Annotated in this window: 21 protein-coding genes and 3 pseudogenes; 22 read left to right on the top strand and 2 right to left on the bottom strand. The window is 43.3% G+C overall.

Annotated features, from left to right (window positions below; genetic code table 11):
- Both KTG12_RS17480 and KTG12_RS17475 read left to right on the top strand, forming a co-directional pair.
- On the top strand, positions 1-743 hold a 743-nt coding region (locus tag KTG12_RS17480), incomplete at its 5' end, for a hypothetical protein (RefSeq protein WP_254189046.1).
- Between the two features lie 7 nt (positions 744-750).
- Positions 751-1,677 (top strand): site-specific integrase, encoded by a 927-nt coding sequence (locus KTG12_RS17475; protein ID WP_155144183.1) that lies wholly within the window; start codon positions 751-753, stop codon positions 1,675-1,677.
- 68 nt (positions 1,678-1,745) lie between these two features.
- Here KTG12_RS17475 and KTG12_RS17470 read toward each other — a convergent pair whose 3' ends face one another.
- Positions 1,746-2,666 carry an AraC family transcriptional regulator gene (locus KTG12_RS17470; protein WP_128576956.1) on the bottom strand — a complete coding sequence of 307 codons (921 nt, stop codon included), beginning with the start codon at positions 2,664-2,666 and terminating at the stop codon, positions 1,746-1,748.
- A 279-nt stretch (positions 2,667-2,945) separates the two neighbouring features.
- Here KTG12_RS17470 and KTG12_RS17465 point away from each other — a divergent pair, with 279 nt between their 5' ends.
- The 9 genes and pseudogenes from KTG12_RS17465 to KTG12_RS17425 all read left to right on the top strand — a co-directional run bounded on the left by KTG12_RS17465 (position 2,946) and on the right by KTG12_RS17425 (position 15,179).
- Positions 2,946-4,100: a lactonase family protein gene (locus KTG12_RS17465; RefSeq protein ID WP_016270711.1), complete on the top strand. Its 1,155-nt coding sequence runs from the start codon at positions 2,946-2,948 to the stop codon at positions 4,098-4,100.
- A gap of 24 nt (positions 4,101-4,124) precedes the next feature.
- Complete coding sequence (locus KTG12_RS17460) at positions 4,125-5,732, top strand: carboxymuconolactone decarboxylase family protein (RefSeq protein ID WP_008765338.1); 1,608 nt, start codon at positions 4,125-4,127, stop codon at positions 5,730-5,732.
- Positions 5,733-6,901: 1,169 nt separating this feature from the next.
- Positions 6,902-9,600, top strand: a pseudogene (locus KTG12_RS17455) (SusC/RagA family TonB-linked outer membrane protein).
- A gap of 12 nt (positions 9,601-9,612) precedes the next feature.
- Complete coding sequence (locus KTG12_RS17450) at positions 9,613-11,229, top strand: RagB/SusD family nutrient uptake outer membrane protein (RefSeq protein ID WP_005641955.1); 1,617 nt, start codon at positions 9,613-9,615, stop codon at positions 11,227-11,229.
- Positions 11,230-11,238: 9 nt separating this feature from the next.
- Positions 11,239-11,604: a Crp/Fnr family transcriptional regulator gene (locus KTG12_RS17445; RefSeq protein WP_016270714.1), complete on the top strand. Its 366-nt coding sequence runs from the start codon at positions 11,239-11,241 to the stop codon at positions 11,602-11,604.
- A gap of 97 nt (positions 11,605-11,701) precedes the next feature.
- Complete coding sequence (locus KTG12_RS17440) at positions 11,702-12,259, top strand: PPC domain-containing DNA-binding protein (protein ID WP_005641953.1); 558 nt, start codon at positions 11,702-11,704, stop codon at positions 12,257-12,259.
- Positions 12,260-12,385: 126 nt separating this feature from the next.
- The gene (locus KTG12_RS17435; RefSeq protein WP_216945492.1) at positions 12,386-13,558 is read left to right on the top strand and encodes an aldo/keto reductase; all 1,173 of its coding nucleotides are present in this window, start codon (positions 12,386-12,388) and stop codon (positions 13,556-13,558) included.
- A 7-nt stretch (positions 13,559-13,565) separates the two neighbouring features.
- The gene (locus tag KTG12_RS17430) at positions 13,566-14,597 is read left to right on the top strand and encodes an alpha/beta fold hydrolase (protein WP_005641952.1); all 1,032 of its coding nucleotides are present in this window, start codon (positions 13,566-13,568) and stop codon (positions 14,595-14,597) included.
- Positions 14,598-14,639: 42 nt separating this feature from the next.
- Positions 14,640-15,179, top strand: a complete 540-nt coding sequence (locus KTG12_RS17425; protein WP_004295290.1) for a flavodoxin — start codon at positions 14,640-14,642, stop codon at positions 15,177-15,179.
- A gap of 68 nt (positions 15,180-15,247) precedes the next feature.
- On the opposite strand, the pseudogene KTG12_RS17420 reads toward KTG12_RS17425, so the two are convergent.
- A pseudogene (locus KTG12_RS17420) lies at positions 15,248-16,270 on the bottom strand (site-specific integrase); the annotation flags it as partial.
- Between the two features lie 1,379 nt (positions 16,271-17,649).
- Here KTG12_RS17420 and KTG12_RS22335 point away from each other — a divergent pair.
- The 11 genes and pseudogenes from KTG12_RS22335 to KTG12_RS17375 all read left to right on the top strand — a co-directional run bounded on the left by KTG12_RS22335 (position 17,650) and on the right by KTG12_RS17375 (position 25,943).
- On the top strand, positions 17,650-17,859 hold the full coding sequence (locus KTG12_RS22335) for a hypothetical protein (RefSeq protein WP_004295287.1): 210 nt from the start codon (positions 17,650-17,652) through the stop codon (positions 17,857-17,859).
- A 161-nt stretch (positions 17,860-18,020) separates the two neighbouring features.
- Complete coding sequence (locus KTG12_RS17415) at positions 18,021-18,473, top strand: ferritin-like domain-containing protein (RefSeq protein WP_005641945.1); 453 nt, start codon at positions 18,021-18,023, stop codon at positions 18,471-18,473.
- A 102-nt stretch (positions 18,474-18,575) separates the two neighbouring features.
- Positions 18,576-19,223, top strand: coding sequence for a MarC family protein (locus KTG12_RS17410; RefSeq protein ID WP_005650034.1), 648 nt, complete (start codon positions 18,576-18,578; stop codon positions 19,221-19,223).
- 50 nt (positions 19,224-19,273) lie between these two features.
- Positions 19,274-19,756: a ferritin gene (locus tag KTG12_RS17405; protein ID WP_004295284.1), complete on the top strand. Its 483-nt coding sequence runs from the start codon at positions 19,274-19,276 to the stop codon at positions 19,754-19,756.
- A 28-nt stretch (positions 19,757-19,784) separates the two neighbouring features.
- Positions 19,785-20,834, top strand: a complete 1,050-nt coding sequence (locus KTG12_RS17400; protein ID WP_004295283.1) for a class I fructose-bisphosphate aldolase — start codon at positions 19,785-19,787, stop codon at positions 20,832-20,834.
- A gap of 13 nt (positions 20,835-20,847) precedes the next feature.
- Complete coding sequence (gpmA, locus tag KTG12_RS17395) at positions 20,848-21,597, top strand: 2,3-diphosphoglycerate-dependent phosphoglycerate mutase (protein ID WP_004295282.1); 750 nt, start codon at positions 20,848-20,850, stop codon at positions 21,595-21,597.
- A 67-nt stretch (positions 21,598-21,664) separates the two neighbouring features.
- Positions 21,665-22,093, top strand: coding sequence for an Hsp20/alpha crystallin family protein (locus KTG12_RS17390; protein ID WP_004295281.1), 429 nt, complete (start codon positions 21,665-21,667; stop codon positions 22,091-22,093).
- 85 nt (positions 22,094-22,178) lie between these two features.
- Complete coding sequence (locus tag KTG12_RS17385; protein ID WP_005641942.1) at positions 22,179-22,634, top strand: RNA polymerase sigma factor; 456 nt, start codon at positions 22,179-22,181, stop codon at positions 22,632-22,634.
- Positions 22,600-22,674: pseudogene (locus KTG12_RS22330) on the top strand (RNA polymerase sigma factor); the annotation flags it as partial. The gene KTG12_RS17385 and the pseudogene KTG12_RS22330, both read left to right, overlap by 35 nt.
- Before the next feature lie 25 nt (positions 22,675-22,699).
- Positions 22,700-23,683, top strand: a complete 984-nt coding sequence (pfkA, locus tag KTG12_RS17380) for a 6-phosphofructokinase (protein WP_004295279.1) — start codon at positions 22,700-22,702, stop codon at positions 23,681-23,683.
- A 13-nt stretch (positions 23,684-23,696) separates the two neighbouring features.
- Positions 23,697-25,943 (top strand): cation:proton antiporter, encoded by a 2,247-nt coding sequence (locus KTG12_RS17375; RefSeq protein WP_216945491.1) that lies wholly within the window; start codon positions 23,697-23,699, stop codon positions 25,941-25,943.
- Positions 25,944-25,946: the final 3 nt, after the last annotated feature.

Here is a 25,946-nt window from a genome sequence, read left to right as displayed (position 1 = left end):
TGGAAGGCATCTACGGATGCCTTGAAAGGATCGAGAAGAAAGTGGAGACGCTGCCCGTGGAAGGCACAAGCCCCGCAGTTGGAAACCGGACCAGTTCCCCGGAAGGGATTGCGGAACTGAAAATCCGTCTGGAACGCCTGCAATCCGCGGTGGAGAAAAACGGCTTGGAAATAGCAGCGGTACGTAACCATACCGTCCGGTTGTCGGAAGGCTGGCCGTTGTCTGCCGAAACGTTTGCCGGGGAGATGGAAAAGATTAGATACTGCCTGAGTCAAGACTGCCAAGCTGTAAAGGAGACAGTGAGACGGCTGGATGAGAGAATGGTCCTGCTGAAAAAGGAACCGGAGCGCAGACTGGTGACCTACCGTCTGGAAAGCGCATCCAAGGCAGTGGTAACGACAGCTTCAGCACTGATCCTGGCACTGATCATTTCCGTCTGGACCAACTGCAACCAGTACCGCACGAACCGGCTTTTGAAAGATGCCGATTTGAAATACCGAGCCATCAGGATCTGCCTGCCGGGGGATGATCCCGACATCGCCTTCCTTGAGAAGCATTTCACCATCAAGCGGGACGAGGAAAAGATCCGGCGTGTGGAAAGGCTGGTGACCGCTTTTGAGGACTCGGTCAGGAACCGCATCCGTAACCATGAAATGGCAGCCTACAAGGACAGTCTGGCGCACCGGCTGTTCAGGGAGGCACAGGAAATCAGGAAGCAACTGGACAATCCCAATTCAAAATGACTGCACTATGGCAACAATCAGAACCAAATTCAGGTCCTCGTCCGCGGAAGGCAGGGAGGGCGCACTGTATTATCAGGTGATTCATAACCGTGTGGTCAGGCAGATCAGTACCGGATACAAACTTTTCGCTTCGGAATGGGACCAACGTTCCGAAGCGGTCATTCCCTGTCAACATCCTGCAGGGATGGAACGGGACAATTATCTTCTATCGGTAGGGGAACGGATAAGACGGGACAAAATCCGACTGGAAAAGGCTATCAGGACATTAAGCCAATCCGGTCCGTTTACAGCGGATGATATCGTCATACGTTTCCATGACAGCGGACAAGAACCTTCGTTTAACGACTATATCCGGCAACAGATAGTAAGGCTGAAACGTTTGGGAAAGATACGGACCTCTGAAACCTATACAGCCGCGCTCAAAAGTTTCAGCAGTTTTATGAAAGGTAGCGATATACTGTTTGGCGAACTTAGCTCTGACTTGCTCATGGAATACGAGGCTTATCTGAAAAACAGGGGGAACTCACCCAATACAATCTCGTTCTACATGCGCATTCTGAAAGCGGTCTACAACCGTGCGGTGGAGAACGGACTGACCGGACAGCGGAACCTGTTCAAGTCTGTTTATACAGGTGTGGAAAAGACCTTGAAACGGGCCATTCATTTAAATGATATCAGGCGTATCAAAAGACTGGACTTGTCCCTGAAACCCCACCTTGATTTCGCACGTGACATGTTCCTGCTCTGCTTTTACACACGGGGGATGTCCTTTGTGGACATGGCTTATCTGAAAAAGGGAGACATTGCGAACGGAATCCTGACTTACCGCAGGAAAAAGACCGGACAACAGCTGTTCATCCGATGGGAAAAGTGTATGCAGGAGATCATCAAACTTTTTTGTTTATCGGTTCAAGATTTCAAAGTTGTTCATTAATTGCTTTGTTGGTTATATCCAGAGTATTATTTGTAAGAGACTCTACGAATAAATGATGATAAGACCAGTTAGTTTATCGCTTGTTTTATAATTTCATTGCGATATTCGTTCGGTGTGCAACCTTCCATCTTCTTGAACCAACGTGTGAAATGTTGCGGGTATTGGAAACCCATTTCATCTGAGATTTGACTGATACTTTTTTGCGTGTTCATGATGCGCTCTTTGGCTATATCCATAATTTTTTGCTGGATATGCTTGATTGCTGACATACCGGTTTCCTTTTTTACCAGGTCACTGAAATAATTGGTGGAAAGACACAGTTGGTCAGCGCAATACTGTACCGTCGGAATACCTTTACTCGTTGGCAAGGCAGAATGATAGTAATTATTGAGCAACAATTCAAAACGCGCCAACAAATCGTTGTTGGCATTTTCCCTTGTAATGAACTGGCGGTCATAAAAGCGGATGCAGCGGTCAAAGAGAAGCTTCATGGTATCAATAATCAAAGAACGGCTGTGCTTGTCAATAGGATGCCTCAATTCTTCTGCTACATTGTTTATACATTCAATGACTACTTTGCGCTCCTGTTCTGACAGGTGCAGTGCTTCGTTGGCATTATATGAGAAATAAGAATACTCTTTTATTATATGTGCAAGGGAAGTACCGCGCAATAGTTCGGGATGGAACATCAGGGCCCATCCGGCCGGCTGGTGCAGACTGCCATCATCGTCAGAACCCATTACCTGCCCCGGAGCGATAAACAGCATGGAGCCTTTTTCATAGTCATAGAGGCTCCGTCCATAATTCATCGTACCGCAGTCAGTATCTTTCAGCAACACAGCATAAATGTTGTACAGTTTCTTTGAGTGTCTGATGGGCTGCACCTCGTAACAATTCACAACGCTGACCAACGGGTGCAGAGCTTCGACTTCGAAAAGGTCGCAGTACTGCTGAACTGTATCTATTCTTGTTATATCTCCCATAACCATCCTTTTGTTTTTTACAAAAATAAGTATTTATATTGACATTGCTGTCTGAGGAACAGCTGTTTCTTTTCTATCCCTTATTTATTTTATTCCATGACGACAAAGTTAGTTCATTCAATCAACGAACATATAACCCTAATCACAGACTGTCTTACCATTTTCACAGATAACATTTAACCCGGTCCAAGCCCGATGAAAGTGGTAATTTTATCAGTGATTGAGGTCTAATCTTCAGTATGTGAATGCTGTAATTTTGCAAGTGAAACCAAAAAGGTAAATAAGATGAAACCAAAAGCTTTATTTGTCATGTTAATCTTATGGCTTAGCTTCACTACGATTCAAGCGCGGTCAACCGAAGATGTCCCGGATAAGGGAACTTATGCAAAATTTCTGTTGGTAGGATGTTATATGAAGTCAGACGAAGAAGGTGTCAGAATGTACCGGTTTGACGGACAAACTGCCGATGTCGACTATCCGTGTGGGCTGAGAGGGATTTCAAATCCTGCTTTCCTTACATCTGATAGCACTGGTAATCGAATTTATGCCATAGGCGATGATGAAGGGAAAAGTTCGACTGCCAATGCTTTGCTTTTTGATAAGGAAAGTGGTCTGCTGTCTCTGCTTAACTCGCAATCTACAGACGGTGAACTTCCTATTTATATTACTCTCAGTCCAAAGGAATACTTTGTTCTGACAGCAAATTATAAGGGTGGCAGCATCACGGTATTCTCACAGGATAAGAAAGGAAAGTTGCAACGTGATACAAAAATAATTCGTTTTGCTGGAAATGGGCCGAATAAAAAAAGGCAGGAACAATCGCATCTGCATTGCGTGACCTTTACACCTGATGGCAAATTCCTTCTTGCTACCGATTTGGGAACAGATTGTATCTATCTGTTTCCGATAGGCAAACGACCGGAAGCAGGTAAGGCTCATTCTCTGTTGGATGAATCAAGAGTAGTCCGCATACAGATGGATTCCGGCTCAGGACCTCGACATATATGTTTTCACCCGAATGGCAGATTTGCTTATCTCATCAGTGAACTCTCGGGTAAAATAACTGTATTCTCCTATAATGAAGGCAAGTTGGAACGTTTACAAACAATTGTCTGCGACCCTTTCGTTGCAGAGGGAAATGCAGATATCCATGTTTCATCCGATGGCAAATTCCTCTATGCTTCCAAGCACTTGAAAGAAGATGGCATAATTGTTTATTCCATTGATTCCCAAAAAGGAACATTGGTTCAAATAGGATTTCAGCCAACAGGTCTTTATCCGCGAAGTTTTGCCATCTCTCCGGATGGTTGCTATTTGGCAGTGGTTTGCAGGGATGCCAACTGCATACAGATATTCGAAAGAAACCGAAATACGGGGTTACTGAAGAATACGGGAAAAAATATCCGACTGGAAAGACCGGCGTTTGTCAAGTTCTTATAAATTCATCACTAAACAGAAAGCAATATGAACAAGTTAATTACAACCATCGCCTGCCTGATATGCTGTATCGTTTATACGCAGGCACAAAACAAGAACAATATGTTAAGCAAGAAAGAACAAAGTATTGCCGCCATCAGTATGTATGCCGCACGTGGCAATCAGGACAGCCTCAAAGTGATCCTTGCCAGAGGACTTGACTGTGGGCTGACCGTGAGCGAAGAAAAAGAAGTACTTACCCAGCTCTATGCCTATTGCGGCTTTCCACGCAGCATGGGTGCATTGGTTACGCTGATGAATCTCACCAAAGAGCGTGCAGCACAAGGCATAAAGGATGAAGCCGGACGGGAGCCTTCTCCGGTAAAGAGTTCGGATATGTTTGTTGTCGGTGGACAAAACCAGCTGAAACTGTTCGGTCGTCCGGCACTAGGAGAAGTGCTGACATTTGCTCCGGCATTGGACCAATTTCTGAAAGCTCATCTGTTCGGTGACATATTCAGCCGTGACAATCTCGACTGGCGTACCCGTGAACTGTCTACTGTGGCTGCCTTGTCGGTGTTGGACGGCGTGAAGAATGAGTTGAATACTCACATTGCCCATGCCAAGCACAACGGCGTGACACAGGCTCAGATAGACGAAGTACTTATCATGGCGGCACGCTGTCGGAACGGAATGGTGCTTTCTGAATCCGATGAACCGGCAAAGACTTTTCAAACAGATCCGACAATTACTGTCCGTAAGGTCTTTTATAAAAACAGGTATGATATCATGCTTTGCGCCGAAATGTACCTCCCGAAGGATTTCAATGAAGCGCAACACTATGCAGCCCTCATCATCGGACACCCGTTCGGGGCTGTGAAAGAACAGTGTAGCGGACTCTATGCACAGGAAATGGCACGGCGAGGCTACGTGACTCTGGCTTTTGATGCTTCCTATCAAGGCGAAAGTGGAGGAGAACCGCGTCACACGGTATCGCCCGACGCATTGGTGGAAGACTTCAGTGCTTCTGTAGACTGGCTCGGACTACAACCGTTTATTGACCGCAACCGTATCGGTGTGATTGGCATCTGCGGAAGCGGCGGGTTCTCTGTCTGTGCGGCTTCTCTCGACCCCCGCATCAAGGCATTGGCAACCGTGAGCATGTATGATATGGGGCGTGCCACCCGTAACGGTTTGGGGGATTCGATGACGGATGAACAAAGACGCAAACTGTTGGATGAAGTTGCCGAACAACGTTGGAAGGAAGCAGAAACGGGAGAAGCACGTATCCGCTTTGGCACACCGGAGAAACTGCTGGGAAATGCCAATGCCGTGCAGAAGGAGTTTTTCGATTACTATCGCAACCCCTTGCGTGGCTATCATCCGCGCTATCAAGGTATACGCTTTACCAGTCAGGCGGCATTGATGAACTTCTATCCGTTTGCCATGATTAAAGAGATTTCACCACGCCCCGTGCTATTCATTGCAGGCGAGCATGCACATTCGCGCTATTTCAGTGAGGATGCCTATCAAGAAGCCAGCGAACCGAAAGAACTGTATATCGTTCCCGGAGCCAATCATGTAGACTTGTATGACCGGATGGATAAGATACCGTTCGAAAAAATTTCGGAATTCTTCTGGTATGCTTTGCGGTAATTCAGATGAAAATGGTAATGCTATCCGTGATTATGATACAGCAAAGCGAATACGCAGGAGGGTAACTTTGCAACAGAAACAATTTAAAGATTATAGTATTTGCAACCAGTTATTACTCAATATTTTGTGAGTTATAAGTCAGAAATATGGGCATAACCTTTAGGGGTACATTCTAAAAGGTGAAGATTTAACCTTTTTATTATTTCTTAACACTCAAAGAGCGGTGGTAGAGGGTATTTTCCCTCTTTTCGGTACTTTATTGATGGTTCGATGTTCCCATCTTTCCACATTGCTTGGCTCGTTCGCACAAGCCACTACAAAGGTACTACAATTTCCAATAAAGGCAAGAGGACAGCAATTCAAATCTATTATTTTTGAGGGAGTGAAATCTGCCGCTTGCCAAATTTCTCTCTGTCGAAAATAATAGTCCTCTGAAAAGAATGAAAACAGCATTGATAAAATTGCCTTATTAAGGGGGGGCTATGCTGTTTTATGCTATTATTTCGTCAGTCGTTTATCTCCGTTGCCGGATGCAGTTTTCAGCCAAGCCGATGAATAAGAAAAGGTTTTGGAGCTGTTTACTCTCCAACGGAGGACGAAACTGCTCCAAATGGTTTACCGCTTGAACTTTTCGTTTTCTAAAAGAGGTTTGGCAACCTTTGCATCCGACAAAAGGAGATAAATGACCAGATATATAACAGTAGTATTACATTAAGGTAAAGAACAACCATGGTATAGTATTATTGCAATTTAACTATTTAAAGTTTGTTTATAATCAAATCATTTAAAGATTTTTGTCCTTCTATGATTTTTTGTATTTGATAAATGTCGTAATTAAATAAAAAATATCACGCATAATGACTTTTTCTTTTTTCTAAATTTCTTCAAATGACAAATTATTGTTACATTTGTAATGTAATGTAGTTAATGGTTGCGCTTATAAAGTCCTTGGAAAGGATTTATGTATAAAAGAGGTAGATGTTTACTCTGTTCTTGTTTGGATTATCAGCATCACTGATATGAAATAACAAAAAAAAATATACAATGGCTAAGCGGACGGACAGGCAGGGAAATAGTACAGATTCCCAATCCCCCTCTTTATAATACATTGCGTATAAGATTTATTAACTGTCTGGTCTGGGGAATCTACAGAGATTTAACGAATCAAGATGGGAAGAGTCAGTCTTTGTCTTGTCATAATGTTCTTCATCTGTAGTGCTCAAAAAATTGATGCACAAGTACAGAATATCAGAGAGAAACAAGATACCATTTCGGCGACTAAATCATTAGAGCATATCAGGCCCGAGAATATCAAGAAGGGACCATTGAATAATGCTTTGGATGTATTGAGTGGTCAGTCTGCCGGTGTGAACGTCACCACTAATGGGACTGACAGGCTCGCTATGCTGAATAGTATCCGTGTGCGTGGTACCACATCCATTATGGGTGGCAATGACCCGTTAGTAATTATTGACGGAGTGACATCTGACATCGCTACGCTATCTACCATATATCCCGCAGACATCGAGAGTTTCACTATTTTGAAGAATGCTACCGAAACGGCAATGTACGGTTCCCGTGGTGCTTCAGGTGTAATTGAGATTAAGACCAAGAAAGGAACGGGGCGAGGTTTCGAAATATCATATGATGGCAACTACGGATTCGAGTCAATGTATAAACATCTGCAAATGCTCAACGGCCCGGAGTATATAGCTACAGCAGAGGCACTTGGATTAGATTACAATAATGGTGGCTACAACACCAATTTTCACGATGTAATTACTCGTACGGGCTTGATACATCAGCATCACTTGGCTTTTAGCGGTGGTTCGGAAAACTCAAACTATCGAGCATCGTTCGGTTTTATGGATCATAATACAATTGTCAAAGTTAACGATTACCGAAATTTAGTGGTAAAACTTGATGCTACACAAAAGGCTTTCGATGGTCGCTTAGTTGGCGATTTTGGTGTATATGGCTACTCGTCAAAGATACACGACATTTTCGATACACGAATACTGTTTTACTCGGCAGCTGCACAGAATCCTACATATCCAGCAGGAACTGATGTTAATGGCAACTGGGTGAAGAACTCGGCTGCATCACACATCAACCACCCCGGAGCACTCCTCTATGAGAAAAATGACTCCGAAGAACGGAATTTCAATACACATTTGGGGCTGAAATTTAATATCCTTGACAATTTGATATTGTCGGCTTTCGGCTCTTATTCATATTCATCTACGGGAAATGCTCAATTTTGTCCTACATGGGTGTGGGCGCAAGGCAATGTTTATCGTGGAGAGTTCAAGGGTGAAGACTACTTTACAAATGTGTCCCTCTCATATAACAATGCTTGGGGAGACTCACACCTTGATGCTGTTGTTGGCGCAGAATATCTTAAACAGGTAAGGACTGGTTTATGGGTGCAGGCAAAAGGAATAACAACAAATGATTTCTCCTATAATAACATCGGAGCAACATCATCGCGTCCTTTCGGTGGTACGAGCAGTAGCTATGAAGACCCGTCACTTGCTTCAATAATGGGTAGTGTCACATATAGTTACAAGGATAGATATTCTATTGCGGCAGCACTCCGTGGAGATGGCTCTTCAATGGTAAGCGATAACAATACTTTCGGATTCTTCCCATCAGTATCACTGGGTTGGGATGTAAAAAAAGAAGGCTTCCTCTCTGATACTGACTTTATAACAATGTTGAAACTAAGAACCGGATATGGTCGGTCAGGAAATCTTGGAGGTATAACATCCTATACAACACTTAATACCGTAAAGGAGAATGGTATCGTATCCATCAACGGTGCACCTACCGTAACAATGGGAAGTATACGCAACACGAATCCGGACCTTAAGTGGGAGACTCGTTCAACATTTAATATCGGTTTTGACTTAGGTATATGGGATAATCGGTTGATGCTTACCTCGGAATTATATTACTCAAAGACAACGGATATGCTCTATGAGTATGATGTTCCCGTTCCGACCTTTGCGTTCGATAAACTGATGGCAAATATCGGCTCGATGTCTAACCAGGGTGTCGAACTAGGAATCTCGGTAGTTCCCATTCAACGAAAGGATATGGAGATGAATATCAACTTCAATATGTCCTACCAGAAGAATAAGTTACTTTCGCTTAGTGGAGAGTATAATGGTATGCATATGACAGCTTCAGATATTACTCCGATTGGCTCGCTTTATGGTGCAGGTCAGAACGGTGGAGACAATAATGTAGTATATCAGATTGTAGGTCAGCCATTGGGGGTATTCTATCTACCTCACTGCAAAGGGCTTAAAGAAAATGAACTTGGTGGCTACAGTTACGATATTGAAGATTTGAATGATGATGGCGAGATTGATTTTAGCGATGGCGGAGACAGGTATATAGCAGGTCAGGCAACCCCCAAGGTAACTATTGGATCAAACATCAGTTTCCGTTACAAGTCCTTTGATATTGCCATGCAGATAAATGGTGCTTTCGGTCATAAGATATTCAATGGCACGGGCTTGGCTTATACCAATATGTCTATATTCCCTGACTACAATGTATTGAAGGGTGCTCCTGAAAAAAATATTATTGATCAGAATGTTTCAGACTATTGGTTGGAAAAAGGTGACTATGTAAATATTGAACATATTACCATAGGCTACAATATTCCAATGAAATCCAAGGCTGTGAAGTCATTGCGTCTTTCGGCAGGCATTAGCAAAACCTTGCAACAATCACAGGCTATAGCGGTCTTACTCCAATGATAAACAGTTATGTAGTAAGCAACACTTTGGGCATTGACGACAAACGCACCTATCCTTTATATCGTACCTATTCGTTAGGTCTTAGTATTCAATTCTAACCGCTTACAGTTATGAAAAGATATATAAACATATTGATGGTTGCTTTGGCAACGATGATGACCTCTTGTCTTACTGAAGACCCTAGAGATCAACTTTATGAAGAAGACATTTACAACAATGCCAACAACATATATATTAATGCAGTGGCTGTGCTCTACAATTACATTGGTGGCAGTGCAGACAGTGAGGGTTTACAGGGGACCTGTCGTGGGATTTATGACTATAACACACTTACTACAGACGAAGCCATGATACCTATTCGTGGTGGCGACTGGTACGATGGAGGTTTGTGGACGAATATGTATCAGCATAAGTGGAGTCCTAATGATTTACCACTCTACAATACTTGGAAATACCTCTACAAGGTTGTTGTGTTATCGAACAAATCTCTGCATATCATCGATAAGTATAGCCATAACCTATCTGAGGAGCAGAGAGTGGCCTACGAAGCTGAGGTGCGAGCTCTGAGAGCACTTTTCTACTACTACATTATGGATATGTATGGCAGAGTGCCCATCGTAACATCCTATGAACAACCGCAGGATGAAGTTGTGCAGAGCGAGCGTAGCGAGGTTTTCCGTTTTATCGTGAATGAGTTGCAGGAGGTTGCCGAGTTGTTGCCAAATGAGCGTAGTAATAAGATGGGTAACTACTATGGTCGTATAACAACACCTGTAGCTAATTTCCTTTTGGCTAAGTTGGCTCTTAATGCCGAGATATATTGTGATGATAATTGGACTGATGGCGTTCCACGGAACGGTAAAGAGATATTTTTCACCGTCGATGGTGAGAAACTCAACGCTTGGCAGACCTGTATCAAATATTGCAATAAACTTGCCGAGGTAGGTTATCGGTTGGAGGACGATTATAGCTATAATTTCTCTGTGCATAACGAGAACTCCAACGAAAACATATTCACCATTCCGTTGGATAAGAACCTCTATGCTGCGCAGTTCTGGTATCTCTTCCGATCACGACACTACAACCATGGCGGTGCGTTGGGTGGCTCATCGGAAAATGGTACCAGTGCCAATATCTCAACAGTCTTAGCCAACGGATACGGCACAGATGATGTAGATGCTCGCTTTGAAAAGAACTTCTATGCCGGCATCGTAGAGGTTGATGGAAAGCCTGTAATGATGGACAATGGACAGCAGTTGGAGTATTTCCCATTGGAGCTAAAGTTGAATCTTACGGGAAGCTCCTATGTCAAGACAGCTGGTGCTCGTATGGCAAAATATGAGGTTGATAGGACCTCACATTCCGACGGTAGACAACCGGATAACGACATCGTGCTATTCCGCTATGCCGATGCTCTCCTGATGAAGTCCGAGGCAAAGGTACGTAATGGTGAGGATGGCTCGTTGGAGTTGAACGAAGTCCGAGGTCGTGTTGGTATGCCATATCGAGAAGCTACGCTTGAGAACATATTGAAAGAGCGTTTGTTGGAGTTAGTATGGGAAGGCTGGCGACGACAAGATATGGTGCGTTTTGGAGTTTATCACAAATCATACGATCAGCGAGTCCAACTGGCTGATGAGAAAAATGGGTATACCACAGTTTTTCCTATTCCACAAAAAAGTATAGACTTGAACCCAAAATTGAAACAAAATGTTGGATATAAATAACTTTAGCCTATGAGTATTCAATTTGACATTGCAAAACAGATTATAGCTGAAACATGCCCTAATCGCAAACTTAAGTTGGAGAATATTCGCCTTTTTGCAGATATTATTCAGCCTAAGAAATATCAAAAAGGTGATATAATTCTAAATGAAGGTGATATCTGTAATTGCCTATTTTATATAGAAAAGGGATTTATTAGACAGCACTACCTAAAGCATGATAAGGATGTGATAGAACATTTAGCATGTGAAAAAGATGTTGTCTGGTGTATTGACAGCTATTTTAACCGAGAGCCAACACATCTTATGATGGATGCTGTAGAAAACAGTGTTTTATGGGAAATTCCGCGTGATATAATGGAAGAATATGGAAAATAAGAAGGAAGAGCCAACTTTGAACAAGGTAACGTTCGTAAACGGTGTGCAGATTAAAAACAAAAGTGGAAAGCACTGATGTGGGATAATTTTATCTATTATGGTAAGATTAATCAAAACAGAGACAGTCATAAGTGTACTGATGGGGCATTTTATAAAGAAATTATTGTTTATCTTGCTGTTTGTCGGGGTACTGATTGCTCCGGCAAACGCACAAAACGAAAAGAATATGTATTCGTACAAGAAAATTGGCAACAAGTATATTGTCAGCATTAACAATCATACTGAAATTGTGAAAGCCCTGAATGCTTTCTGCAAGGAGAAAGGAATTCTGTCGGGTTCTATCAACGGGATTGGTGCTATCGGAGAGCTGACCCTCCGTTTCTTCAATCCCAAGACAAAAGCATATGATGATAAGACATTCCGGGAGCAAATGGAAATATCCAACCTTACAGGGAATATATCATCTATGAATGAGCAGGTATATCTTCATTTGCATATAACCGTCGGCAGGAGCGACTATTCCGCTTTAGCCGGACATCTACTTTCCGCAATACAGAATGGTGCAGGGGAGTTCGTGGTGGAAGATTATAGCGAGCGGATAAGTCGCACATATAATCCGGATTTAGGACTGAATATATACGATTTTGAAAGATAGTTGCCTATAAATATCGCTTGGAATACAGGATAATACATCATTCAGCTTAGATGATATATATCAAAAAAAGTTTATCAATTCTGTCACGTTAACTTTGCAACAGAAATAATTTAAAGACTATCAAATATGGATAAAGACAAGGATATGAGCCGCCGGAGATTCCTTAAAATGGCGGCATTGACAGGAGCTGCCATGTGTGTCGGGCCTACCTTGAACAAGGTAACGGCAGCAGAACGGGTATGGATGGGGAAACAACAAGTTGCAAACAACATCCCTGCAGGCATGGCGGCGGTGCGCACTCGGCGAACATTGGGACACGGAAATACGGCATTCACTGTTTCTGCAATGGGATATGGCTGTATGGGCTTGAACCATAACCGCAGCCAGTACCCGAGCAGGGAAAAAGAAATCGCCCTGGTGCATGAAGCTGTTGAACGTGGGGTGACCCTTTTCGATACAGCCGAAAGCTACGGCTACCACATCAATGAAAAATTGGTCGGCGAAGCCTTGAAAGGATATACCGACCGGGTATTTGTGTCATCGAAGTTCGGACATAAGTTTGTAAACGGTGTGCAGATTAAAACCGAAGAGGACAGCACTCCGGCCAACATCCGCCGGGTTTGTGAAAACTCGTTGCGCAATCTCGGAGTTGAAACATTGGGCATGTTCTACCAGCACCGCATAGACCCGAACACACCGATTGAAGCGGTGGCTGAAACATGCAGCAAACTCATCAAGGAAGGTAAAATCCTGCATTGGGGCATGTGTGAAGTAAACGTTGATACCATCCGCTGTGCGCACAAGATATGTCCGGTTACGGCAATCCAAAGCGAATATCACTTGATGCACCGCATGGTAGAGACGAACGGAGTGTTGGAGCTGTGCGAGGATTTGGGCATCGGTTTCGTTCCATACAGTCCGCTGAACCGTGGTTTTTTGGGCGGTATGATCAATGAATATACCAAGTTTGATGTTACCAACGACAACCGGCAGACCTTGCCACGCTTCCAGCCCGAAGCCATACGCGCCAACTATCGTATTGTGGAAGTTCTTAACGCTTTCGGCCGTACAAGAGGCATTACCCCGGCACAGATAGCTTTGGCCTGGCTGATGAACAAGAAGCCTTTTATCGTGCCTATTCCGGGCACCACCAAACTCTCTCATCTGGAAGAGAACCTTCGTGCCTGCGACATCCGTTTCACGGCAGAAGAGATAGAAGAACTGGAAACAGCCGTAGCTGCCATTCCTGTGGTGGGTAGCCGCTACGATGCCTTGCAGGAGTCTAAAATCCCAAAATAATCCGTGTATGAAGAAACAGATATTTTACATGACGTTCATCGCTTTACTGTCGGGCTGTAATTGTTACAAAGGGAATATTCTGCAAATAGAGGAACAAGGCAGTTTTGCCGTAGGTGGCACCGTACTGACCGATTCATTGGGACACAAATACCACGGCGACCATGCTTATGTATTTTATCAGAAACCGGTTGATGCACGGAAATATCCGCTTGTTTTTGCACATGGTGTCGGCCAGTTTTCCAAAACATGGGAGACCACTCCTGACGGACGCGAAGGGTTTCAGAATATATTTCTTCGCAAAGGTTTCTCCACCTATCTTGTCGACCAGCCTCGCCGGGGAAATGCCGGACGGAGTACGGAAGCTGTCACACTGGAACCGGTATTCGATGAAGAAGAATGGTTCAACCGTTTCCGTGTGGGAATCTATCCTGATTATTTCGAGGGTGTACAGTTCAGTCGCGACCGGGAAGCCTTAAACCAGTACTTCCGGCAGATGACGCCGACCATCGGACCTTTGGACTTCGATGTCTATTCCGATGCCTATGCTGCTCTTTTTGACAAAATCGGTCCGGCCATATTTGTCACTCATTCACAAGGCGGTCCGGTGGGTTGGTTTACTTTGCTCAAAACGAAGAACATCAAAGCCATTGTAGCATACGAACCCGGTGGAAGTGTACCCTTCCCAACCGGTCAAGTTCCCGAAGAAGGCAAAGTCTTGACACGGTCTAAAAAAACAGAAGGAATAGAAGTCCCTATGGCAGTTTTCAAGAGATACATGGAAATTCCCATCATCATTTACTATGGGGATAACCTGCCCGAAACAGACGAACATCCGGAACTTTACGAATGGACACGCCGTCTGCATCTCATGCGCAAGTGGGCCGAAATGCTCAATAAGCTGGGCGGTGACGTGACGGTCATTCATCTGCCCGATGTCGGTCTGCATGGGAATACGCACTTCCCGATGTCGGATTTGAACAATGTGGAAGTAGCTGACCTGCTGTCGAAGTGGCTGTATGAGAAACAGCTGGACAGATAGAAATTAACAGAGGATAACCCCAAAACCTAAATAAAAATAGTTATGAAACTGAAGTGCTTATTGGCAATGCTGCTCTTAACCTTCCTTTCGTGCAGCAACACTCCGGCTGTTGAAGATAAGATAGATTCGTTGCCTCACTCAGAGCCGGGGAAAACATTGATAGTCTATTTCTCATGGAGCGGACATACGCAAACTGTAGCCAACATTATCCATGAACTTATTGGATGCGACATGGTGGAGATTGAACCGGAAGAACCCTATTCTGATGAATATAATGAAGTGGTTGACCGTTTCAAAAATGAAAGAGACAATCATATTCTTCCAGCTCTGCGTACAAAAGTAGAGAATATGGATGATTATGATACATTGATTATCGGTAGTCCTATTTGGGGTGGTCTTCTGTCTTCTCCTGTAAAAAGTTTCCTGTCCGGTTATGATTTGTCCGGGAAAAAGATACTCCCATTCTGTACACATGGAGGAAGCGGAACAGCACAAAGTGTGGATAATATCCGCAAACTATGTCCCCATGCTGAAATATTGCTGTTTATGGCAGTCAAACTGCAAACTCTCGGAATGAAGTGAAAAAATGGCTGTCAGAAGCCGGATTTTCTGTCGAATTAAATTACGCCCGTTTAATAGTTTTAATACTGAAATGAAATATCCTTTGTTATCCGCACTCTTTCATCCCCTTTTTCAGAGATTTGCAGATAGACCAGTAGTTGAGATTAGGGAATATGAGATTGTCTTCCTGACAGGGTCGGTAACGCTCGATAATCTGCAAAGGAGTATCCAACAGTTTCACTTGGAACGGCACTTTTGTCTTGTACCGTTTGGACAATATCCACTTCTCACCATTCACTTCTACGATGTTGCTATTGGTTAGTTCCTTGATGTCCACGAAAGAGAGGGCAGTGAAGCTGGCGAAAACAAAAATGTCACGAATATAGAACAGTTGGACATCCCCAACTCGTGCGTCATCAACGTTTTCAGTTCATCTTCCGTCAGGAACTCACGTTCCGTCACATTAGGGCTGATGTGGAATTGGGCAAACGTTTTTTTCGGTATTAGTCCGTTAAAGTGCACACACATGACAACGCCTTTCAGCCACATGCATTTTTCCCATATCGTCCCGTTGTGAAGTCCCGCTTTCGTTGATAGGTAGGCTGCAAACCCCTTGATGAAGTCGGGCTTAATCTCCAGCATGAACATATCCGTCCGTCTGTAAAAAGACTTGATGAACGCTGCCACATGGTTTCTTGCCACCACCCGTGAACGGTGGTTGCCATTACCCTGTCTTTTCCGACACGCTTCTTGAATACTTCGTTCTCACGTCCGGACGCTTTGAGCAGTGTCTCATACTCACTGCCGATACCCTGATAAGCATTGCTCACCATTTCAGCCGTCACGAACGCTTCACGGTCGAATATACGCAGGTAGTGCTTGATGATTTGAGCCTTGATGTTGTCAAGGGCAAGGTTGATATCACGTACTTCCGCACTCTTGCCTTTCGCCCTGTTCCCTTTCACGTCCCAAAGCGTTTTCGGGATACTCTACTTATAGCTGAACTGCGTCACAATCCCGTTAATCGTTACCCGTCCTATGATGCGGACAATATCGTTTTTCTCCTTGTTGCCGTTCACGTAGAACAGCACTTTGAATGTACTTCTTGCCATACTCGTTTTTTAAGTTTAAAATTAAGTATCAATGAGTTATGCCTTGTAAACCAACCGAAGCCATACGGAGAAAAATTCAGCACGGAGTATCAAAAACCACCTTTCACGGGGTAATGATTTAGCAACCTTTCTACTTCATAAATTTACTTTTTTTTGCGTTACCTCGTTTTATGCCTTTGTCCTCATTTGTCCTCACAAACGCTTTATTCATAGCCGTTTTAAAAACATTTCCGCCTTTCTATTCCTCTTTTCCACAGATTTTTAGTAAATTTATATCCGTCTAATTTTTAAGGTCCTATGTTCAGACTCAATCTAACCAAACATTGCATAAAGTGGTACTGTTTCATCCAAATGCAACTGATGGACACGTTCGTACATTATTTTGTGCTTGTATCGTTATATCTATTGCAGCTATTATCTGTAGTTCATTTGTATCCATGGCCCATTACAGACAGGCGTTATTCAGTATGACTTATTTTTCCTCCCTGGTGTTTTTTTGTGGAGTATGCATTGCGCATTTGCGGCACCGGTCAAATATCCGGATAGAGACATAAACCGTACACGATGGAAATATATTTTTTCATTCTATGGTTTGTGGACTCCGTGACCATTCTCCCTTATATGTTAACCTATATGTATTGGGATACGAATATTGTCCATGTCATTATCCTCCTTTACATTTTTATTATTGTCAAATAGATAAGATACTTACGGAAGAGTGGGTTATGACCTATATACCTGCGGTATCATGGTCTGTTTTTCTGCTATTCTGCTATACTATATAGAGCTTAATGTACAGCTTGAGGATTTCAAAACATTCGTGACGGGCTTTGGTGGGCAGTAATTCTAAGACTTTAAATAAAGAAAAATTAAGCCACCCCTTAAAAAAAAGAGATATTTCCTTTCAAAGAATTCATTTCTTTTATTACATTTGTATTAGTCTTTTGAAAATAGAAGATTTATAGTAAAGCGTTAAGGCATTATCCAAGTTCAGGAAATCCCCAATTTCGAAACAACAATTGGATAATACATTGGACGCTCCACGTTCTATCTATATGGATTTTTGTTATATATAGGCGTGGGGCTTTGTGTATTATATGTTGTTGAGTATGGGGATACTTCTGAACGGTAATACCAAAGTTCCCACGCTTAACTTTATATAAACACAACTCCAGGGAACAGGGTTGGCTTATAATAAACATTATGAAAGCAACTTGTTTTAAAAGCGAGACAACTGTCTCCAACGACTTTCCCCCTTTGTTTGTTACTGTCTTTTGTGGAATATTCTATCCTTTCATTTCCATTCCTGTCTCTTTCGGAACATACCGTTCATTATCATACAAATTACATGCCAAAGCACTTTTCTGCCTTCTCCTGCTATGGTACTAGATAATAGTAACTCCCCCTATCACATAGAGGAAGAACTTTGGTTACAGATACTTTCTCTGTCAAGAGAGTTGCAGGAGTGTAAAGCTAGTCTGCACCATAATACTTTGGACTGTATTTCCGATAAGATTGAAGGAATAGAAAGAGAACTGGATGTCTTATTGGATATTCTGCAAGGGAGGCAAGACAAAAAGACATCATAGTGCTATTTTTTATGACAATTTGTCTACGCCGATAAGTTATCCTATTATTTAAGCCTCGTTTAAGAATTCCGTTTTATGGGTTACCCACAATCGAATGGAATTTTTATATACTGAGAATAACACATGATATTAGTAATGGATTTTCAATATTCAGAGTGATAATGGATAAACGAATAGAAAACGCCATGAATGAGTTGATCAATACAGAAATATGGTCAACCGGTTTATACCTGTCATTGCAGGTTTATTTTGAAGATGAACGGCTTCCAATACTTAGCTCCTGGCTGAACTCCCAAGCACAGGACAATATGAACAAGGTTTATCAGATGATGAATCGGATATGCCATGATGGAGGATGTGTTGTAATCAATGAAATGAAACGGGATACACATGAATGGACAACGCCATTGAATGCCTTGAATGAATTGCTTGAACATGAGCAGTACATATCACGTCAGGTAAACACATTTCTCATATTATGCTGGAATGTAAGCATGTCCTTCCATTCTTTCATCAGCGGGCTGTATGCAGACCGTATATATGTAAGTACGGCATTTATGGAATTGTTACGTATCCTCGCCAAGGAAAACGAACGGAAACTACCTTATTTTTGACGGTATGGATTTAAGATTGATGTTATGCAAAATTTAATATTGCAGAATGCTATCTGGTATGTTTTTTGCGATATAATAATCGATAATAAACTATATGTCATCATGGATATATTTGTATATTTAACATTGTGTTTCACTTCGCTATTCACCTTGATGGACCCTCTTGGAGTGATGCCGGTATTCCTGCAAATGACTGATGGAATGGATACGAAAGAACGCAGATATATCGCCTTGAAAGCATGTACCATTGCATTTATCATATTAGTCCTTTTTACATTATCGGGCAGGTTTCTGTTTCATTTTTTCGGCATCTCAACAAACGGATTCCGGATTGTGGGAGGTATCATCATCTTTAAAATCGGATATGATATGTTGCAGGCACATTTTACCCATGTGAAACTGAATGAAACTGAACGAAAAGAATATTCCAAAGATATAACCATCACACCTCTTGCCATTCCGATGTTATGCGGTCCGGGAGCGATTTCCAGTGGAATAACATTGATGGAAGATGCTTCGGAATATACTTTCAAAATAGTATTGCTTGGCGTAATCGCTTTGGTCTGCATTCTTTCCTTCTTTATTCTGTGCGCGTCCACCCAGCTTTTAAAAATCTTGGGAGAGACGGGAAACAATGTGATGATGAGACTGATGGGACTTATTCTAATGGTGATCGCCGTGGAATGTTTTATCAGCGGGATACGTCCGGTATTAATTGAAATCTTGAAACAAGCCCATGCTTGTTCTTAAAGAAGAGAGATAATTTGGATTTATTATTAACATTAAAAGTTTGATTCATCATGACTGAAAAATTGCAAAATGCTCTGAATGAGCAAATCACAGCAGAATTATGGTCTGCCAACCTGTATTTATCAATGTCTTTTTATCTGGAAAGAGAGGGCTTTTCCGGAATGGCTCGCTGGATGCAGAAACAGTCTGCAGAAGAGACCGGGCATGCATATGCCATTGCCGGGTACATGATTAAGCGTGAGGCAACCCCGAAAGTAGACAAGGTCGATGTGGTTCCACAAGGTTGGGGTAACCCTGTTGAAGTATTCGAGCATGCTTTGGAGCATGAAAAACATGTTTCCAAACTGATTGATGAGTTGGTACAGGTAGCATCCGAAGAGAAAGACAATGCCACTCAGGACTTCTTGTGGCAATTTGTTCGTGAGCAAGTAGAAGATGAAGCGAATGTACTCAATATTGTTAGTCATCTGAGGAAAGCCGGAGACTGTGCTATCCTTTTTATGGATGCAAAACTGGGTGAACGGGAGTCATAAACCAGAATAATCAATAAAAATAAATAAAATGAAAATAGTAGATTTATTGGGAGGAAAGGCTGAGTACTACCTGAACCATACATGTAAGACGATAGACAAACAACTTATCCATATTCCGGGACCGGATATGATAGATAAGGTATGGATGAATTCCGACAGGAATATCCGTACATTGGAAAGTTTGCAGGCTTTATACGGACATGGACGTCTGGCCAATACGGGCTATGTATCCATTCTGCCTGTAGACCAGGGCATAGAACATTCTGCAGGAGCGTCTTTCGCCCCCAATCCGCTTTATTTCGATCCCGAAAACATCATAAAGCTGGCCATTGAAGGAGGGTGTAATGCCGTGGCATCCACATTCGGTGTGTTGGGCGCCGTGGCACGCAAATATGCACACAAGATACCTTTTATCGTCAAGCTGAACCATAATGAGTTGCTGACTTATCCGAACAGCTACGACCAGGTAATGTTCGGTACGGTGAAAGAGGCATGGAACATGGGAGCCGTAGCTGTCGGTGCTACCATTTATTTCGGTTCGGAACAAAGCCGCCGCCAGATAGTGGAAGTGTCACAGGCTTTTGAATATGCCCACGAACTGGGAATGGCTACTATTCTGTGGTGCTATTTGAGAAACAGCAGCTTCAAAAAGGATGGTACCGACTATCATGCCGCTGCCGACTTGACAGGACAAGCCAACCATATCGGGGTTACCATTAAAGCCGATATCGTGAAGCAGAAGCTTCCATCCAATAACGGCGGTTTCAAGGCTATCGGATTCGGAAAGACAAACGAGTGTATGTATTCGGAACTGACCACTGACCATCCGATAGACCTTTGCCGTTATCAGGTGGCGAATGGCTATATGGGACGTGTCGGATTGATTAACTCGGGCGGTGAATCCCATGGGGAATCCGACCTGCATGATGCTGTCGTAACGGCAGTAGTAAATAAGCGTGCAGGTGGTATGGGGCTGATCAGCGGTCGTAAGGCTTTCCAGAAACCGATGAAAGACGGAATTCAACTTCTGAACACCATTCAGGACGTATATCTGGATTCTTCAATAACCATTGCATAAAGAAGAAGTATCCATGAAAAGAATAGTGTTATTACGTCATGGCGAAAGTCTATGGAACAAAGAAAACCGTTTTACTGGATGGACGGACGTGGATTTAAGCGAGAAAGGAGTTGAAGAAGCCTGCAAGGCAGGCGATGCATTACGGGAGGCTGGATTTTCTTTTGAGGCAGCTTACACTTCTTACTTGAAACGTGCCGTAAAAACGTTGAACTGTGTCTTGGACCGGCTGGATAAAGACTGGATTCCGGTTGAAAAGACCTGGCGGCTGAACGAGAAGCATTACGGCATGCTTCAGGGACTGAATAAGAGTGAAACAGCGGTCCAATATGGTGAAGAACAAGTACACATCTGGCGAAGAAGCTATGACGTGGCTCCCGCTCCGGTAGGCAAAGATGATCCCCGTAATCCGGGCATGGATATCCGCTATGCCGGTGTACCAGATAGCGAACTTCCCCGTACGGAATCCCTGAAAGATACTATTGGGCGTGTCATGCCTTACTGGAAATGCATCATCTTTCCCGCATTGATGTATAAGGACAGCCTGCTGGTAGTCGCCCATGGTAACAGCCTGCGCGGAATCATCAAGCATCTCAAAGGAATTTCCGATACGGATATTTCCAACCTGAACCTGCCTACGGCAGTTCCTTATGTCTTTGAATTTGACGACAGGCTGGTTCTTGTCAAGGACTACTACCTTGGAAACCCGGAAGAGATACGGAAACGGGCAGAAGCTGTGGCCAAACAAGGGATGGCTAAAAAATAAAAATCTGTCTATCAAGCAGATGCTTTTTTTTAAGTTTTAATTATTAACTTTTAAAGAGGAGGTAAAAATGGTACCTGTAAAAACAAACCAGAATTGGTTACCGAGTATTTTTAACGATTTCTTTGACAATGAATGGATGGCAAGAGCAAACGCTACGGCTCCAGCCATCAATGTGATTGAGAATGAAAAGGACTACAAGGTAGAACTGGCAGCTCCGGGAATGACCAAGAATGATTTTAAGGTAAGTGTGGATGAAAGCAACAATCTGGTAATCTGCATGGAAAAAAAGGACGAGAAAAAGGAGGAGAAGAAAGACGGAAAATACTTGCGCCGTGAATTCTCCTATTCCCGATTCCAGCAGAGTATCCTGCTGCCGGATAATGTGGAAAAAGATAAAATTTCGGCCAAAGTGGAACACGGGGTCCTGTTTATCGATATTCCCAAAGTCGTAGATAAGAAGGTTCAGGAAACCACCAAAACTATTGATGTCAAATAAGATATCTTGATGAGACTCTACAGAAGGCATTTCTTATTATCAGGGAATGCCTTCACCCGGATATTTGAATTCCAAAATAAATATAATGAGAGGATTTGATTTCGATAAAGCGCTGGTAGCCCTTCAGAATGAACTGCATTGTTTTGCATATAAACTGACTGCTGACAAGGATGAAGCAGAAAACTTGTTGCAGGAAACAATGTTGAGGACGTTGGATAATAAGGATAAGTTTGATTCCGGTACGAATTTTAAAGGCTGGATGTATACCATCATGCGCAATGCATTTATCAATAATTGCCGGACAAAGAAAATACGAGGGAATTTATATGTATTATCAGAACCTGAATATCATTTCCTGTTAAGGGACGACTCTTTCATTTTCGTGGATAACGGGCATGATGCAAAAGAGATAAGGGAAGCCCTTAAAACATTGCCTAAAGCACATTATGTCGTTTTTATGTTGTACCGGAGTCAAATATCGGGAAATAGCCGCAAAGATAGGAGTGTCACTGAGTACGATAAAAAGCCGTATCTTTTATAGCAGAAAAAGGCTAAAACAGTTGCTTTCTAATTTTGCCTGATTAATTAAAATATAAAAAACAAATTATGGATAACAAGTATATTGGAATTCTGACTTCCGGAGGGGATGCTTCAGGAATGAACGCGGCTATCCGTGCCGTGACCCGCGCCGCCATTTTTAACGGATTTAAAGTGAAAGGAATTTATAGAGGTTACGAGGGGCTGATTGCCGGTGAAGTGAAAGAACTCACGACGGAAGATGTAAGTAGCATTATCCAGAGGGGAGGCACCATACTGAAAACAGCTCGCTCCGAGACTTTCACCACTCCCGAAGGACGCAAGAAAGCTTATAAGGTCATACAGAAAGAGAACATCAATGCTTTGATAATTATCGGTGGAGACGGTTCCCTGACGGGAGCCCGTATCTTTGCGGAGGAGTATGATGTGACGTGCATAGGATTGCCCGGCACCATTGACAATGACCTATATGGTACCGATTTTACCATAGGATATGATACGGCATTGAACACCATTGTGGAATGCGTGGATAAAATCAGGGACACGGCAACCTCCCATGACCGTATCTTCTTTGTCGAAGTGATGGGGCGTGATGCGGGCTTCCTGGCACAAAACAGCGCAATAGCTTCCGGTGCTGAAGCGGCCATCATCCCGGAGGACAGGACGGACGTGGACCAGTTGGAAACATTCATCGGGCGCGGATTCAGAAAGACGAAAAACAGCAGCATCGTAATTGTGACCGAAAGTCCTGAAAACAAGAATGGAGGTGCCATATATTACGCCGACCGGGTAAAGAAGGAATATCCCGGGTATGATGTCAGGGTTTCTATCCTGGGCCATCTGCAACGGGGTGGTGCTCCGAGTGCCAATGACCGTATACTGGCAAGCCGGCTGGGTGAAGCCGCAATCCAGGCCTTAATGGAAGGCCAGCGAAATGTTATGATAGGCATACGGAACAACGAGATTGTTTATGTTCCTTTTGTCCAGGCAATCAAAAAGGACAAGCCTATTGACAAAAGCCTGATCCGGGTCCTTAACGAATTATCGATCTAAAATAACCGTTAATATGTCAGAAGTTGCTCCTTTAATATCGGATCTTGCCATAATTCTGATTATTGCCGGTATTGTAACCGTCATTTTCAAGTGGCTGAAGCAACCGGTCATATTGGGCTACATTGTAGCCGGTATTATGGCGGGTCCTTCCGTTTCTCTGGTCCCGACTGTTTCCGATCCTGCCAATATCAAAATATGGGCGGACATCGGTGTCATTTTTCTGCTGTTCGCGATGGGACTGGACTTTTCGTTCAAGAAATTGATAAATGTGGGCATTACGGCTATCGTTGCCACTGTCACTATTGTATGTGGCATGATGTTCATAGGTTATACAGCGGGGAATGCAATGGGGTTCTCCCACATGAGCAGTATTTTTCTGGGTGGAATGTTGTCCATGTCGTCCACGGCCATCGTATTCAAGGCCTTCAATGACATGGGACTTCTCCAACAGAAATTCACTGGCATTGTCTTGGGGATTCTTGTTATCGAAGATCTGGTGGCTGTAGTGATGATGGTTGTTCTTTCCACGTTGGCGGTAGGCAAACATTTTGAAGGGAAGGAGATGCTGGAAAGTATATTGAAGCTGGCCGCTTTCCTGATTTTCTGGTCGGCATTGGGTATCTATCTGATACCTACCCTGCTGAAGAAGATACGCCGTTTCACCAGCAACGAGATTTTATTGATAACCTCTCTGGAACTTTGCCTGGGAATGGTGATGATTGCGACAAAAGCGGGATTTTCTGCCGCATTGGGAGCCTTTGTCATGGGGTCCCTGCTGGCAGAGACCGTTGAAGCGGAAAAAATCGTACATATCGTACAGCCGGTAAAAGACCTGTTCGCTTCCATATTTTTCGTGTCGGTAGGAATGATGATCGATCCTGCCATGATGTGGGAATATGCCGTCCCTATTCTCATCCTGACATTGCTGGTACTGTCCGGTCAGGTACTGTTCGGGAGCTTTGGTGTCTTGCTTTCCGGCCAGCCGTTGAAAATTGCCATACAGTCCGGCTTTTCACTGACACAGGTCGGTGAATTCGCATTCATCATCGCATCTTTAGGCGTCAGTCTGAATGTTACGGACAAGTATCTCTATCCGGTCATAGTGGCAGTATCTGTCATAACGACTTTTCTTACCCCCTATATGATACGGCTTTCGGAACCAGCATACCGGTTTATAGACATCCACATGCCTGAATCCCTGAAAGATTATCTCGTACACTATACGTCCGGGGCAATGACTGTAAAACACCAGGGTACTTGGCATAAACTGATCCGGTCTATGCTGGTGTCTGTCACACTCTATCTGGTCGTATGCGTTTTTTTCATCACTTTATATTTTTCCTATGTGCATCCTTTGATTAGGAAAAGTCTGCCGGGAATGGAAGGGAACTTGTTGGGCTTCATCATCATCTTTCTTGTCATATCCCCGTTTCTATGGGCCATCATCATGAAAAGGAACAATTCAACCGAGTTCCGTAAACTCTGGACGGACAACAAGTTCAACAGAGGGCCTTTGGTATCAATAGTACTTGTCAAAATACTGATCTGCACGATTATCATGATGAGTATCATTACCCATCTTTTCAATGTTGCCTTGGGAGCCGGGTTGGTAGTCTCTTCCATTATCATTGCCGTCATTTATTTTTCCAAGCGGATCAAGAAACGGTCGCTGACTATAGAGAGACAATTTATGGCAAACTTTCAGGGGACGGACGGGAATGGACTTTCTACAGAAAGTGATACAGGCTCCACCTTTGGCAGCAATATCCCGTTCAAGGAATTACATTTGGCGGATTTCACAGTATCCCCTGATTCCATATATGTGGGCAGAACATTAAAAGAAAGCAGCTTGCGCACCTTGTTTCAGATAAATGTGATTTCAATCACCCGTGGAGAAAAACGCCTAGATATACCACAAGGGGAAGAACATCTCTATCCATATGACAAGGTTACGGTCGTAGGTACGGACCGACAGTTGGAAAGCTTCCGGACATCCATGGAGCAAAAGAAGGTAGAAAGGAACGGGAACGGAACATCCTCGCAGGATGAGATGGAAATAGGGCAATTTCCTGTCGAAGGAGGTTCACCATTGATCGGAAAGACGATCCGGGAGGCAGACATATCGGATAGCATCATTATCGGAATAGAGAGGAGTACCGTGAATATTATGAATCCAGACCCTGATACAATTTTCAAGGAGAATGATACGGTATGGATTGTCGGTAAACGAAAAATAATAAAAGGACTGAATAAAGATTAGGAC

It is taken from the genome of Parabacteroides sp. MSK.9.14, assembly GCF_019041495.1.
In the GTDB taxonomy this organism is placed as follows: domain Bacteria; phylum Bacteroidota; class Bacteroidia; order Bacteroidales; family Tannerellaceae; genus Parabacteroides; species Parabacteroides merdae.
Note: the sequence above shows the minus strand (reverse complement) of the source record. Positions and strands in the feature narration are given on the sequence as shown.

Excerpts from the sequence above, each read along its gene's own strand:
- KTG12_RS17390 (WP_004295281.1), top strand. The coding sequence starts at position 21,665 with ATGGTACCTGTAAAAACAAACCAGAATTGGTTACCGAGTATTTTTAAC.
- KTG12_RS17440 (WP_005641953.1), top strand. The coding sequence starts at position 11,702 with ATGGTAAGATTAATCAAAACAGAGACAGTCATAAGTGTACTGATGGGG.
- KTG12_RS17435 (WP_216945492.1), top strand. The coding sequence starts at position 12,386 with ATGGATAAAGACAAGGATATGAGCCGCCGGAGATTCCTTAAAATGGCG.
- KTG12_RS22335 (WP_004295287.1), top strand. The coding sequence starts at position 17,650 with ATGGTACTAGATAATAGTAACTCCCCCTATCACATAGAGGAAGAACTT.
- pfkA (WP_004295279.1), top strand. The coding sequence starts at position 22,700 with ATGGATAACAAGTATATTGGAATTCTGACTTCCGGAGGGGATGCTTCA.
- KTG12_RS17465 (WP_016270711.1), top strand. The coding sequence starts at position 2,946 with ATGAAACCAAAAGCTTTATTTGTCATGTTAATCTTATGGCTTAGCTTC.
- KTG12_RS17425 (WP_004295290.1), top strand. The coding sequence starts at position 14,640 with ATGAAACTGAAGTGCTTATTGGCAATGCTGCTCTTAACCTTCCTTTCG.
- gpmA (WP_004295282.1), top strand. The coding sequence starts at position 20,848 with ATGAAAAGAATAGTGTTATTACGTCATGGCGAAAGTCTATGGAACAAA.
- KTG12_RS17445 (WP_016270714.1), top strand. The coding sequence starts at position 11,239 with ATGAGTATTCAATTTGACATTGCAAAACAGATTATAGCTGAAACATGC.
- KTG12_RS17415 (WP_005641945.1), top strand. The coding sequence starts at position 18,021 with ATGGATAAACGAATAGAAAACGCCATGAATGAGTTGATCAATACAGAA.
- KTG12_RS17400 (WP_004295283.1), top strand. The coding sequence starts at position 19,785 with ATGAAAATAGTAGATTTATTGGGAGGAAAGGCTGAGTACTACCTGAAC.
- KTG12_RS17450 (WP_005641955.1), top strand. The coding sequence starts at position 9,613 with ATGAAAAGATATATAAACATATTGATGGTTGCTTTGGCAACGATGATG.
- KTG12_RS17385 (WP_005641942.1), top strand. The coding sequence starts at position 22,179 with ATGAGAGGATTTGATTTCGATAAAGCGCTGGTAGCCCTTCAGAATGAA.
- KTG12_RS17430 (WP_005641952.1), top strand. The coding sequence starts at position 13,566 with ATGAAGAAACAGATATTTTACATGACGTTCATCGCTTTACTGTCGGGC.
- KTG12_RS17470 (WP_128576956.1), bottom strand. The coding sequence starts at position 2,666 with ATGGTTATGGGAGATATAACAAGAATAGATACAGTTCAGCAGTACTGC.
- KTG12_RS17475 (WP_155144183.1), top strand. The coding sequence starts at position 751 with ATGGCAACAATCAGAACCAAATTCAGGTCCTCGTCCGCGGAAGGCAGG.
- KTG12_RS17375 (WP_216945491.1), top strand. The coding sequence starts at position 23,697 with ATGTCAGAAGTTGCTCCTTTAATATCGGATCTTGCCATAATTCTGATT.
- KTG12_RS17410 (WP_005650034.1), top strand. The coding sequence starts at position 18,576 with ATGGATATATTTGTATATTTAACATTGTGTTTCACTTCGCTATTCACC.
- KTG12_RS17460 (WP_008765338.1), top strand. The coding sequence starts at position 4,125 with ATGAACAAGTTAATTACAACCATCGCCTGCCTGATATGCTGTATCGTT.
- KTG12_RS17405 (WP_004295284.1), top strand. The coding sequence starts at position 19,274 with ATGACTGAAAAATTGCAAAATGCTCTGAATGAGCAAATCACAGCAGAA.